The following is a 14,182-nucleotide window of genomic DNA, read 5'->3' as shown; positions in this document are numbered from 1 at the left end:
TTGGGTCTATGGTTTGCTGAGGCGGTAGAACCGGCGGGCGTCGTTGGTGTGTTGCGCGTCGGTGAATTGGTACTGGCCGGGGGAAGGCTCTGCGGGCGGGCCGAGCGCGGTCCAGTTGCTCAAGGGCAAGGCAGGATTGGTGGCGGTCAGCACCGTGAAGGATGCGCCGGCGGGGTTGGTGAAGCCGAATTGGAAACTGCCGTTGCCCAGCACCAGCGGATTGAGCAGTTGCGGCGGAACTTCCTGCGCGACCACAGCAATAGAACCGTCGGCGGCCAGGCGATTGGTCCAGGTCAGGCCAGCGGGCAGGGCGGGCAGGCTGGCGCCGGCGAAGGCGCCAAGGCGGCTGGGGGTGTTGATGAGCTGGAAGACCTGGCCCGCCGAGGGCGTGAACCCATTGATAAGTTGCACGGTGACCGTGCCCCCATAGGTGACCGCATTGCTGACGTTGAGCTGGTCGTATTGCGAGCCCGCCTCCGGGCCGCCGAGCTCGAGGCGCAACCGGGAGCCTGGAAGCAGAACGAGGCTGCCCGCGATGTTGAAGCTGCCGGGCGAGGACCCGGGCTCGATCGTGCCGCTATTGGTCACGCTGCCATCCAGCGTGGCGGAGCCGGTGAGCGTGCCGTTCGTGCAGAGGGTCAACCCGTTGGTCACCTGGACGGTGCCGCCGTCCAAGGTCATCGTCACCTCGTTGGTGCCGCAGCCGTAGTCGGTGAGACTGGTCATGTCTACGACCGTATCGGGAGCGTTGGGCCCAAGAGTGAGGTTGCCGCCGACGGTGGTCAGCGACCCCATATTCACGGAAGCCAGGTTGGTGTTGTTCGCAACGGTGAGACCACCGGCCAGCGCGCTGACCCAGGGCAGGTGGAAGGCGGTTTGGCCGCTATCGTTGGTCAGGCTGATGGAGTCCGGCACGACGTAGCGGATTCGCGCGTTGCCCGAGTCCGCAATGAGCAATCCTCCCCCGGGCGGAACGGCCAGGGCAGTGATACCGCCGAACACGGCGTTTGTGGCGGGCCCGCCGTCACCGCCGTAGCCCCCGCTGGGGCCGCCGGCGTAAGGCGCCATCAGGCCGCTGGCCAGGTCGAGTTGGAATACCCGGTAGTTGCCGGAGAAGAAGAGCTCCCCGGCATAGCCGACGGCCATGCCCGCGAGGTCGGTGAAAGCCATGTTCGTGGCCAGGCCGGCACCGGGAGCGCCGGCTCCACCCCCGGCGATCGTGGTGATGATGCCCGTGAGGGCATCGGTGCGGCGAATGAGCCGGTGGTCGTCGGTGGCGAACACATTGCCGAGGTGATCGGCTGCGACGAATGCCATGTCGGTGAACGAGGCGTTGGTTGCCGGCCCGCCATCGCCGGTCGAGAGGCCATTGAATCCGCTGCCGGCGATGGTTGTAATGATCCCGCTGACGGGGACGACCTGCCGGATGCGAAAGTTGACCGTGTCGCAGATGAAGAGCGTGCCTGCCGCATCCAAGGCGAGGCGTTCGGGCAGATTCAACTGCGCAAGCGTGGCCGGGCCGCCGTTGCCGGTGTCGCCGATGCCCCCGTTGCCGGCGACGGTGCGAACGATGCCGCTGGCCGGGTCAAGCGCGCGAACCCGAAAGTTGCCTGTGTCAGCGAAATAAAGGGTGCCATCCGGCCCCACCGCCAGACCGTTGACCCCGTGAATCATGGCATTGGTGGCCGGCCCGCCGTCGCCCGAGAACCCCGGCGAGCCGTTGCCGGCGATGGTGAGGACGGTGCCGGAGGGAGCGGGTGACTGGGCGTGGAGGGCGGGCGGCGCGATGAGCAACAGGGCGGCCAGGGCGGCCGACCCGATGGACTGAGGCAGGGTTTTCGTTTTCATATTCCGGGCTGTCTGCGTCGGTGCCTTGGGTTCACGGTTTGGCCAACCGGAAGAGCTTTGTCGGACGGTGGCCGGGATCGTGGCGGGGTTGGTCGCGCCATCCGCGACGATTGGGCGTTCAGAGTGCTGCTGACGAGCAGCACTACGGCAAAGCCGAATCGTGGAGGCCTCATTGTGGGGGTCCGTCGGATATCACGGCCGGCGCAGGCGGTAGTGGCGCTGCGGAACGGCAGGGGCGTTGGTGTCGGTGAAGAGATACCGCGGCGTGGCGGGCCCGAGGAAATGCCAGTCCGCGAAGTTGGTGGTGTATTCCACGCCGAACGCGCCGGCAACCGGATCGTCGGTGAGGGCAAAGGTCACGTTGGTGCCGCCGAGTCCGGCGACGTTGGTCAGCTGGAGGAATGGGCTGTTCGGGGAATAGTACGACAGAACCAGGTCAAGGTCGGCTTCAGTAAGAATGCCATCACCGTTGAGGTTCTCCAGCACTGCGGCAAGTTCGGACTGGCTCACGATGCCGTCGCTATTTTGATCGCCCGGCACGCGAAGAGGGCCGACGGGTTCGCCATTGACCGAAGCTAGAAGCAGAGCATTGGTCACACTGAAGCTCTGCTCGAATGCGAACCGGCCTCCGGCAAAGGCGGTATCGACAGCTTGAACGCTCCAGTAATAAGGCTGGCTCGATGCGGTGTTGAATAGCGCAAACAAACGTCCATTCGCATTGCCCATCTGCGGAAGACGGCGGAATCCAGTTTCGCCTGCCATCGGCCCCATTATGTCAGAGGCGCCGGGCGTCGAACCGATGCGCACGTTATAGGAGAGGCCGCTGGCGGGAGTTTGCCCATCGCTTGCCGCATCCCAGCTCAGCATCACCTGACTGCCCAGGACGGTGGCGGTGAGGCCTACCGGTGCCGAAGGAGGGGCGTTCTGTGTCGGCGTCTGATTGCGCCAAATCTTCGAGATTCTTCCCAAGATTGCGTTCGTTCCGGTAATCAGGATATCCAACCGTCCATCATTGTCGTAGTCTCCCCAGGCGACGGAACTGCATGAAACCCCCGGCAAGCCTGCGTTGATGTTCGTGAAACCAGCGCCCGTATTCCGCCAGATCTGGGCGATGCTTCCGCTGGCGTCGGCATTCGTTGTCCCGGTGAGAACGAAGTCCAGCCGGCCGTCGTTGTCATAATCGCCCCACGCTGCCGCGCTTCTGAAGACCGCCGGAAGGTCGGCATTAATGTTGGTGAAGTCGTGGCCGGTATTGCGCCAGATCTGTGATATGGCCCCGATGCCGTCTGCCAATTGGGCCCCAGTCAGCAACATGTCCAGGTGCCCGTCGTTGTCATAATCGCCCCAGGCCACGGAGCCGCGCCGGATCGCCGGCGGCCCGACACCGCTGTTGGTAAACGCACCTCCCACGTTGCGCCAGACCGGGGGCAGTCCTCCATTCAAGAGAACATCGAGCCGGCCGTCGTTGTCGTAATCGCCCCACGTTGCGCAACTGTTGTCCGGTGCCGGCAAACCTGAATTGATATTTGACCACCCGTTCCCAACATTGCGCCACAATGCATCGGTGGCAATCCCAATGCCAGTCAACAGGATTTCCAGAAGCCCATCATTGTCAAAGTCGCCCCAGGCTGCGGCTCCGGCGTAAGTTCCCAACAACAGCGCGTCGACATTGGTGTTACCGTCAATGAATCCACTTTCTGTATTGTGAAAGACCTTGGTAACGCCCACGGTAGGTAACCCGCCGGTTCCGCCCGCCGCCAAGAAATCCAGCCGCCCGTCGTTGTCGTAGTCTCCCCACGCGACTGAGCAGGCGCTAAGGGATAACGTAAAATTGGTACTGAGCGTCAAGCCGGCGCCGGAGTTTCGCCAAATCTGGCAAATCTCATTGCCAGCCAGCAGGACGTCCAGCCGCCCGTCGTTGTCGTAATCTCCCCAGGCGGCGGAGCCGGATGTCCCAACTAGAATCGTTGTGTGAGCCGAGTCAATACCCGGCAACCCCGCGCCGATATCAACGAATGCGGGCGGCATGAAACTCTGGTCGCTACCAAAGCTCAACCCAAAACTGTTGGAGGCGACGGCGCGGAAATGGTACGCGACACCGCCAGCCAAACCGGCGAGGAACTGGCTGAAGTTCGTCGGGTTGAGGCCGCTGCCCAGCGCCTGCGGTGCGGTGAAGTTGCCGTAGTTTGTCGTTGTGCCCCACTCGAACCACGCCGTGGCGTTATTGCCGCCGGGATTCACCACGCCGTTGAGCGTGGCGGTGTTGGAGGCGATGGCGGCCGGCAGCGTCTGCACGATGAGGCCGACCACTTCAATCGAACCGTCCACGAGCAGCTTGTTGGTCCAAGCCAGGCCCGGGTTGAGCGGTGGCAGCGCAAGGCTGCCGAAGCCCCCGGCGTAAGTTCCCGCCGCGAACAGCGGGAAGCGATCGCCCGGTGCCAAAGCCGTCGGGCCGATGTTCGTGACGACGAGCGAGCCGTTGTATGTGATCGTGCCCGTTACGGTCACCCGGTCGTTAGTCAACACCGTGCCGGTCCTGCTGATTTCCATCAGCGTCGTCCCCGACAACTGGGGCGAACTGCTGAAAGCCAGGGTTCCGATGGACGCGCCGGGGCTCAGCGTGCTGTCGAGAAACAGCAGCGTGTTGCCGCTGACCGAGCCATTACCGGTGAGCAGGGCATTGCCAAAGATGTGCAGGCCGCCCGGGGCGAAGGAGTGCGAACCGCTGCCCGCCAAAACCAGGGTGGCCCGGTCGACGCCGTTGCCGACGTGGAAGGACTGCCCGTTGTTGATGGTGGTGCTGCGGGCAGATAGCGTTCCGCCGTTGAACACAAAGCCGCCTTGCGAGTTGGTCACCAGCAACCGGTCGGCTTCCACCAACCCGGCGTTCAAAACATTGGTGCCGCGCCGGACGTCCAGCGTTCCGGTCACCGACACGTTTGTCACGCGCAGCGTGCCGCCGTCCACGGTGAGGCGGTTGCCGGCCGAAGCGGTGTTGGCCCCGATGACCAGGTTGGTCGCCAACACGGTGGCGCCATCACTCGCGATCAACGCATTGCGGGCCCCGGAGCTGCCGATAGTCAAAGTGCCCGGAATGGTCCAAGCCGAGCCCGGGCCGGTCACGATCGCCCGATTGTCCGCCGCGAAGTTGTTGCCCACCACGCCGCCGGCGCTCCAGAGTGCTCCGCCGGCACTGACCACCAGTTCGTTAAGGCCGGCCTGGTTTCCCACAATGAACGCGAAGGCATTGGTCCACAGCGAGGATGGGCCTGTGACCACCACCTGGTTATTGCTGCCGCTGCTGAAATCCCCGATCGTGCCGCTGCCGGCATGCACGCGCCCGCCGGCTTCCACCACCAGGCGGTTGCTTGATCCCTGAACCCCCACCCGCAAATTCATCGAGTTGCTCCAAATCGACCCGTTTCCCGTAACCAGCACAAGATTGTTGCTGGCTCCCCCATTCTCGCCCACGCTCCCGGTCAGGCTTACCACCCGGCCGCCGTCGCTCACAACCATCCGGTTATCCCGCCCGGATTGGCCCACATCCAGATCGTTGCGGTTGCTCCACACCGAACCGGCGCCGGTGATGAGCGCGAAGTTGTTGCTGCTCACAGTCTGATTGCCGACGGCTCCGGCGAAGCTGAGCCGGGCGCTGACATTTTCGACCCACCCGCCGTTGCTGATGATCAGCCGGCTCAGCGACCCGTTGCTGCCGATGAAGAGCGAGCCGCCCATCCGCCAGCGGGCGGTGGGGCTGGTGAGTTGCACTTCGTTGGATTTGGCCGTGGCGTTGCGGCCGATGATGCCGTTGACGGAGTTGGTCAGCAGCGCGTTGTCGGAGAGCGCGAGCAGGGTGAAGGAGCCATTGGTGCTCACGGTCACGTCGCCGGTGAACGTGTTGGTGACGTTGGCGAGCGTATTGGTCGCGCCGTCGGCCACGACTTGGGCGTGGAGAGCAGTGGTCGCGAACAGTGTCGCGGCAAGGATGAACCGCATGGTATTCATAATTGGGATACGGTTTGGCATCACGGCCAGCGCAGGCGGTAGTGGCGCTGCGGAACGGCAGGGGCGTTGGTGTCGGTGAAGAGATACCGCGGCGTGGCGGGCCCGAGGAAATGCCAGTCCGCGAAGTTGGTGGTGTATTCCACGCCGAACGCGCCGGCAACCGGATCGTCGGTGAGGGCAAAGGTCACGTTGGTGCCGCCGAGTCCGGCGACGTTGGTCAGGTGAAGCCACGGGCTGGTCGCGAAATAATTCGAAAGGACGACGTTCAATTCCAGTTGATCCACGATTCCATCGCCGCTCGTATCGCCGAAAGGGAGGCTGGTGTTTGTGACTGCCGTCAACAGCGGTGGCGCCTGAACCAATCTGAAACCGGCCTCGGGCGCAAAGGGTGATCCGGCGAACGCGGAGTCGACCGCCTGCACGCTCCAGTAAAGCGGCACGCCCACGGGCAGCGCGGCAGTGGACCAGCACCGGGCCAGTTGCCGATTGCCCATTTCCGGGAGAAGCCGCAGCCCGCTGCCGGCGGCCATTGGCCCGATGAGATCGGAGCCGCCCGGAGCGGTGCCCATGCGCAGGTTGTAGGTCAATCCGCTGGAGGGCGTTTCCGTGTCGCTGGCGGCATTCCAGGTGAGCGTCACAATTCCATTGGCCGCGCTTGCGCTCAGCCCTCCCGGTGGCGAGGGCGCGTGGTTTGGACCCCCGGTATTGTTGCGCCAGATCTGCGTGAGGTTCCCGCCCACCCCGCCTCCGATAAGGTTCGTGGCCCCCATCAGGCCGAAGTCCAGTTTTCCGTCATTGTCGTAATCGCCCCACGCGACCGCGCTGTAGGCGACGCCGGGAAGATCCAGGCCGCTGTTGACAAACCCGCCGGCGGTGTTTCGCCACAGTTGGGATACACTTCCGCTGGGTTGGCCGGCGGCATTGGTGGTGGTCGCTCCCGTAAGCAGGAGGTCGGGGCGGCCGTCGTTGTCGCAGTCGCCCCAGGCCACCGCGCCGTGGTAGACCCCCGGCAGTCCTGGTGTCGGAACATGGCTGAAACCGCTGCCCGTATTGCGCCATAGTTCTGAGTGCCAGTTGTTGGCGTAATCCAAACCGGTGAGAAAGAAATCCAACCGGCCGTCGTTGTCATAGTCAGCCCAGGCAATCGAAGCATCCCTCACGAGGGGCAGTTGGATGGAGCTGTTGATGAAACCGTTGGTGGTGTTCCGCCACAATTTGGCGCCGCCCAGACCTGCCGCCAGAATGTCCAGCCGTCCGTCGTTGTCGTAGTCACCCCACCGCGCCGCTCCGTCATAGACATAATCGATCCCCGCATACGCAACCGCAAACCCGAAAGGGGAATTGTTCCAAATCGCGCATCCCACGGGATATCCCGCCATCAGAAGGTCCGAGCGCCCGTCATTATTATAATCTCCCCATGCCAAGGATCCGCTGACGGCACCCGAGATGCCGGCCTGAATGTTCGAAAAGCCCAACCCGTAGTTGCGCCAGACCTGGCCGACCAAGCTGAGTACGCTCGGATGCGTGGAGCCGCTTAACGCGACGTCCAATCGCCCGTCGTTGTCGAAGTCGCCCCAGGCGGCAGCGCCGTTTCGGGTATCGCCCGTGACGCCGGGGAACGGTGTAAGCACCGGGGCGAAGTTGGTCCCCGTGTATCGAAAAAGAACTGTGTACGGGCTGTCGTCCAGGCCCGTTATCAGGAGATCGAGAAACCCGTCGTTGTCATGGTCGCCCCAGGCCAACGATCCGCGATGCAGTTGGGCGAAATTGAAGTTGACCGGGGTGAAGAGTGGAACGCTGAAACTTTGATCAACGCCCAACGCCACGCCCAGGGCGTTGGAGGCCGCGGCTCGGAAATGGCACACCACACCGCCCGAGAGCCCGCCCAGGACCTGATTGAAGTTCACGTTTCCCATCCCGCTGCCGACCGGCTGCGGGGCCGTGGTGCTGCCATAATTGGTCGTCGCGCCCCACTCGAACCACGCGCTGGTGTTCGTGCCCGCCGGGTTGGCCACGCCGTTCAACGTCGCGTTGTCCGCACTGACGGCGGTCGCAGGGAGCGTCTCCACAAAGGGCGTAAACGGGAAAACTTGCGACTGCCCGAACAGCACGGTGAACGGCGTGAACGAGCCGTGGTTCAACCCACCCGCCGGCGCGCTGTCACCCAGGGTGCTGGAGCCGTTGGTTTCATCGCAGCGATAATAGGCCACCAACCCCGGTTCGTTCCCGGCCAGGCTGCGATTTTTATTCGACTGAATCTGGGCCTGGCTCAACGCCGTATTCCACAAGCTTACCTCATCCAGCCGAAGGTTGCCTATTACGGGCAGATCGGAGCCGCACAGAATCAGGTTGTGGCTCGTGGTTGCCGCAGCCGGCGTGCCCGACCACGCGCCGGACGCCGTGAGGACACCGTCCAGATACACCTTCCCGCCGTTGGCATCCACCGTGAAGGCGAAGTGATGCCAGTCAGGATCGCCCACGAATCCGCCGTCGAGGCCGAAGGCGCCTTCCGAGACGAAGTTTGTGCTGCTGGCAAAATACGAAGCGTAAAGCCGCTCGTTGACGATTCGAATCCGCCAGCCGTTGAAAGCACCGTCGTATTTTCGGACCAACAGCGTGTCCTCAGGGATCTCCCACTGAAACCAGGCCGTGACCGTAAACGGATACGCGTTAAGCGCAATGGCGTGCGGCACGGAAACGGAGTGAACCGTATGAGCGAAGAGCAGCGCGTTGCCGGGTCCCCCATCCGCACGGGCGAACTTGACCTTTAACAACAACAACAGGCATAGCTTTTTCATAGCCCTGCCTCCTCTCCTGCCGTCAGGTCATAGCTTTTGCTCGATGGTCCACTGTTGGTGGGGATTGGTGGTGAGTTCATGATACGGGGACTGATTCGGTTTATGGATTGATGAGGCGGTAAGACTTATGCTCGCCAACGACATTGGTAAGCGCGTGGTTCGTGCCCAGACTCGGAGCCGGGGGCGTGAGGGTCGTCCAGGTTGGACCCGCCCAGGCCCTGGAACTGGATCTGCCCGCCGCCCAGCCGCGTGACGGAGTGGATGCTGGCGGGCGGCGCGTTGGTGCGGAGCAGCACCACGTCGTTGTGGCCAGCGCCGCCGGCGTAGGTGATGCGGAGGCTCGCGCCGCCGATCGGCAGATAATCGCCCTCCGGCAGCCCGGCGAAGGCGCCCGCGACCGCGTCGGCGCCATCGTTGTTGATGATGACGAACTCGGCGCCGACGGAGGGCGTGAATCCGAGCGAGGCGTTGAGCGTGGCGGAGGCCAGATCCACCGCGCCGGTGACATTGAGTTGGTCGTGGCCGCTGCCAAAGTTCACTGTGAACGACTGGTTGGAGTTCAGCGTGACTGAGTTCATCAGCCAGGTGTTCGCGCCGTTCGTGGCGAGGATCCCGGCGTTGAGGGCGATGGCATTGCCATCCAGCATATAGGCCCCGTCCGAGGAGATGATCGCGTTGAATGTCGTGCCGGCGGGGGAACTGTTGTAGGGGGAAAGCCGTGCCGCCCCGGGGGCGAACACCAGGTCATCGCCCGGGGCGGGGGCTACGTCGCCGACCCAATTGGTGGCGGTGGTCCAGTTGTTATTGGTGCCGCCGCCATCCCAAGTGCCCGCAACAGCCCGCTCCGCGGCTAAGATGAGGAACCCGACGATGGGGCCCAGCACCCTCAACTTGCGGGCGTGACCGAACGCGGGCGCGCCGCGCCGGCAACCTGTCCCTCGGCAAGGGGCGCAAGGCTGAACAGGTTCGGCGCCCCGGCGCCCGTTGCGGCTGTCACGGCGAGCGCACATGGTAAAAGCGCCGCGGTTGGTTCGTGGCGTTGGGATCGGTGAACTGGTATTGGCCGGGGGAGGGCTCCGTCGGCGGGCCGAGGGCGGTCCAGTTGCTCAAGGGCAACGCGACGTTGGTGGTAGTGAACACCGTGAATGCTGCGCCGGCGGCGTTGGTGAAGGCGAACTGGAAGCTGCCATTGGCCAGCACCTGCGGGTTGCGCAGTTGCGGCGCGGCGATCTGTCCCAGAACCGCGACCGAGCCGTCCGTGGCCAGGCGATTGGTCCAACTCAGGCCTGCCGGCAAGGCGGGCAGGTTGACGCCGGCGAAGGCCCCTGCGCGGCTGGGGGCCTGGATAAGCTGGAAGACCTGCCCCCCCGACGGGGTGAACCCATTGATCAATTGCACGTTGACCGCGCCCGCATACGTGATCGTGTTGCTGAGGTTGATCTGGTCGTATTGGGAGCCCGGGGTCGTGCCGCCCAGCTCGAAATGCAGGGTGGAGCTGTTGGACAGGAGCAGCGGCCCGGTGATGGTTATGCTTCCGGCGGAGGCGCCGGGGGCGATCATCCCCGCGTTGGTGACGCCGGCGATGACGGTGCCTGTTCCGGCCAGGACGGCGTTGCTGGCAACGACCAGGTTGTTGGAGAAGACATGCGCGCCACCCCGCAACCGCAGAGTAGCCGCGTTCGTGCCGTTGCCCACCGTGAAGACGCGCCCGTTGCCGTTCGTGGTGCCTCCGGTAAGGAGCGTGCCGCCTTTGAACTCGAAGAAGCCGAGCGCATTGGTTAGGAGCAACCGGTCCGCCTCAGTCATTCCCGCCATGAGGACGTTGGTTCCGCGGCGGATGTCGAACACGCTTATACCCTGGGAATTCGTCGTGCGCAGTGTCCCACCGTTCACGACGATGCGGTTGTTTGTTGAACTGCCGGCGAAGCCGAGATACATGCCGTTGCCTGAGAACGCCACTCCGCCGTTGCTGACGACCAACTGGTTGCCCGCGCCGGACTGGCCGAGGGAAAGGTTGAAGGTGGTGCTCCAGGCCGACCCCGAATCCGTCACCAGCACCACGTTGTTGCTGCTGCTGGCGTTGAGGCCAACGTGGCCACTGTTGTTCCGCACTACGGCCCCATTGCTCACGACCAGGCGGTTGCCGGAGCCGGAGGCGCCAATCACGAAGGTGAAGGCATTGCTCCAAAACGATCCTGCGCCCGTCACCACCGCTGCGTTGTTGCTGCAATAGTCGGAGACGCCCAGGTAGCCGACAAGGTTCCGCACCGTGCCGCCGTTGCTCACCACCAACTGGTTACCCGCGCCGGAGCGGCCCACGTTCAGATCGGCGGTATTGCTCCACACGGAGCCCGGCCCCGTCACGAGCGCCACGTTGCCGGTGCTGGACGCGTTGTTACCGAGGGCGCCCAGGCTGCAGGCTGCCGCTGCGCCGTTGCTGATCACCAGCCGGTTCAACGCGCCGTTACTCCCCACGTAGAGGTTGGAACTGAGCACCCAGCGCGAGCCGGGATCGGCTACCATCGCGAAGTTGGCGTTTGCGCCAGGGTTCGCTCCCAGAAAGCCGTGACCCGCGGCAAGAACCGCCGCGCCTTTTCCGACCACCAGCCGGTTGGAGGCGCCGCCGCTCCCGACGTAAAGGTTGGAACTCAGCAGCCAGTGCGTGCCGGGCCCGCTCACCGCGGCCGAATTGCTGTTCGCGCCGGCGCCGAGACCGAGAAAGCTGTGCCCGCCCGTCAAGACGGTTGCCGCATTGCTCGCGATCAACTGATTCTGAGAGCTGGCGCCGCCGATGAACAGGCCTTCGGAGGCCAACGTGCCAGCCGCCACCGACACCACGCCGGTGCCGCCGCCCTGGCCGCCGACGTGAATGTTCAGCGCGTAGGTGGCTCCGTTGGAGATGGCCATCCGCCCGATCGCCGGGGAGAACAGGCCGCCGATGTTGAGGTCGGTATCAGGGAGGTTGATCTCACCACCGGTCTGCCAGAGGGTGCCGGTGCCGCCGTTGACGCCAACATTAAACCCGTTGAAAGAGCCGGGCAACGCCACCAATCCTCCCGCCACAGTGAAGGTGCCCGCCTTCTGGTTGCCCAGGAACACATCGCGCGCCAGGAAGGTCCCGTTGCTGACGGTAACGCTGGTGAGGTGCGCGGTGTTGTTGGTCGCCGCGAACAAGCCGCCGTTGACGGTGATTGAGTTGCCCGGCGCCTCGCTTTCAAGCTGGCCGAGCACGCTGAAGCTGCCCCCCGAAACAGTCACCGCCCCGCGATTATCCAGGGGTCCATTGACCCGCACCTGGGCGTCGCCGGTGACGAGCACGCTGCCGGCAGCGAGGGGAGACTCCCTGATGAGCATGCCGCCGAATGTGCTGGCGCCTCCCGCGGCAATGAAGCTGCCTTGCGCGCCGACCTGCGATCCGATCAGAACCGTGCCCGCGCCCTCGACAACGCCATTGGACACCACCAGGCGTCCGTTGCCGAACAGTCCGACATAGGCGTTCGGCACTTCCAGCCGGCCGCCGGTTACGACAACGGTCCCGGTGGCGGTAAGGCTGTCGGCGATGTCAAACGCGCCGCCGGCGACGATGTTGGTTCCGCCGGCGACTCGCCACGTTCCGTCAGACCCCGAGTTGGCGCCCACGATCGTGTAGTTGGCCCGCACCGTGCCCTCCGAAACGGAGAAGGCGCCGCGGCCGTTGTTGCCGACGATCAACTGAGTCCCGTTATTGGTCACCGAGATCGCCCCGCCCGCGAGCGTAGCGCTGCCATCTATCCTCAAGGCGGTGCCAACCGGTCCCTCCAGGCGCAGAGCGGCGTTCTGGATTGCCAACGCGCCGCCGCTGTTGAGCGTGAAATTGCTGCGGATGGTCAGGGGCGTGGCCGTGCCCCCGTGCGCCAGCAGCAGGGTGTTGGTCGCCCCGGCGGGCGCGCTGATCAGGAGGTTGCTCAAGGTCAAGGTGGTCGGGAACGCGCTGGCGGTGGTGGCGTCGCTGGTGACGGTCTTGGTGGCGGCGTTGGTGATCAGGACCAGCGGGTGGCCGATGTACGGCGCGACGTTCAGCGACCAGTTGGGCCCGCTCTCCCACTTGCCGCTGAGGCTGTTGGTCCAACGATTCGTGCCGCCGGCGGCGACCACCATCCGCGCCTGAGAAAACTCGGTGGCGCCGCTGGCGGTGGCGGTGAGGTAAACGCCGGGGGCAAGCGAGGCGGGCCAGTTGAGGTTGAATACGCCGCTGCCGTCGGTGGTGATGTTGGTGGAAGCCAACAGGGTGCGGCCCTCGCCGTAGCCAGACGGATCGGGGGCGGCATTGGAGAACAGCTCGAGGCGGAAGGCGGTGCTGGGCGTGTGCGTGCCCCGGATGACCGTGCCGGCGCCGCTGTTGCTGGCCAGCGTGAGCACAGGATAGCCCGCCGTAACCAGGCCATTGGCGTTGACATCAATGCCCAGGCCGGCGTTATCGAAGATGGAATTGCCCAGGATCGAGTAGCCGGTCGCGCCCGGGGCCACATCCACGCCATTGGTGGTGAAGCCGCCGCCATCAACACCGTTGAAGGCAATCACATTACCCGCGCCGTTGTTCGTGCCCCCGACGGTGTTGCCCGGCCCGCTGATCTCGATGCCGCTCCGGGCGTTGCCCAGCGGTTGCAGGCCGGTGACGTCGGTGCCGATGAAGTTGCCCCGGACGACGTTGTTGAAGCCATCGAGCGTGATCCCGCGATTGAGGTTGCCGGAGATCAGGTTGCCTGCGCCCGGCACAGCGCCGCCGATGGTGTTCCCGAAGGCGTTCATGTTCACCACCAGCGCCCGGTCGGTGTTGGGGATGGCCTTCGCGCCCGTGCGGTCGGAACCGATGTAGTTGCCCTGGACGAGGTTGCCCGAGGCAAAGGCCTCGAAGATTTCCATGCCAGTCGTGCCGTGGCCGGAGATGAGGTTGCGGGCGCCGGGCGTGACGCCACCGATCCGGTTGGTGGGCGTTTGCACAAAGACGCCGGAGCCCGCGGAAGCCAGTGAGTTGGTGCCGGTGGCATCCAGGCCGATGAAGTTGCCTTCGATGACGTTGTTGCCTTTCGGCCCGGGCGCGGTGCCCAACTGGATCTGCCGCACCGCCAACCCGCGCACCGTGCTGTTCGTGGTATCAACCACCAACTGGTCGAGCACGACGATCTTCAAGACCGCGTTGTCGCCCTGCGCCAGCGTGTTCGCGCTCGCGCCGGATTGCGAGTAGCCGTCAATGGTCACCGGATCGGTGATCGTCGGCAGCGGCGTCAGCGGGTTGATCGTGTGCGGTCCAGCGCCGGCAATGTTGAACTGGACGATGTCCGGCACATTGACGGTGGAGTTGGCGCTCAGAAGCGCCTGCCGCAATGAACCGGCGCCGCTGTCGTTGACGGTGGTAACGGTATGGGTGGCTGCGTGGGTGGTGGCGACTGCGAGCGCTGCGATCAGCAGGCAGGGCCACCAGTTTCGGGGGGTGTCGGTGTTCATGTATTAGTCCTTAACTTCCTCTTTCCGGGCAAGCGCGCTGGAATGAC

5 protein-coding genes are annotated in these 14,182 nt (G+C 64.5%); all 5 read right to left on the bottom strand.

Annotated elements, in window-relative coordinates:
• Positions 1–6: 6 nt before the first annotated feature.
• The 5 genes from P5205_11480 to P5205_11460 all read right to left on the bottom strand — a co-directional run bounded on the left by P5205_11480 (position 7) and on the right by P5205_11460 (position 14,135).
• Positions 7–1,848: a hypothetical protein gene (locus P5205_11480; GenBank protein HSA10979.1), complete on the bottom strand. Its 1,842-nt coding sequence runs from the start codon at positions 1,846–1,848 to the stop codon at positions 7–9.
• A gap of 192 nt (positions 1,849–2,040) precedes the next feature.
• Positions 2,041–5,853, bottom strand: a complete 3,813-nt coding sequence (locus tag P5205_11475) for an FG-GAP-like repeat-containing protein (GenBank protein ID HSA10978.1) — start codon at positions 5,851–5,853, stop codon at positions 2,041–2,043.
• Between the two features lie 20 nt (positions 5,854–5,873).
• On the bottom strand, positions 5,874–8,651 hold the full coding sequence (locus P5205_11470) for an FG-GAP-like repeat-containing protein (GenBank protein ID HSA10977.1): 2,778 nt from the start codon (positions 8,649–8,651) through the stop codon (positions 5,874–5,876).
• A 125-nt stretch (positions 8,652–8,776) separates the two neighbouring features.
• On the bottom strand, positions 8,777–9,541 hold the full coding sequence (locus tag P5205_11465; GenBank protein ID HSA10976.1) for a hypothetical protein: 765 nt from the start codon (positions 9,539–9,541) through the stop codon (positions 8,777–8,779).
• A gap of 103 nt (positions 9,542–9,644) precedes the next feature.
• Entirely contained in the window at positions 9,645–14,135 is a 4,491-nt protein-coding gene (locus P5205_11460; protein ID HSA10975.1) for a hypothetical protein, read from the bottom strand.
• Positions 14,136–14,182 lie beyond the last annotated feature (47 nt).

The sequence above is a fragment of the Candidatus Paceibacterota bacterium genome, from assembly GCA_035452965.1.
In the GTDB taxonomy this organism is placed as follows: Bacteria; Verrucomicrobiota; Verrucomicrobiia; order Limisphaerales; family UBA8199; genus UBA8199.
This window is presented reverse-complemented; position numbering and strand designations above follow the sequence as displayed.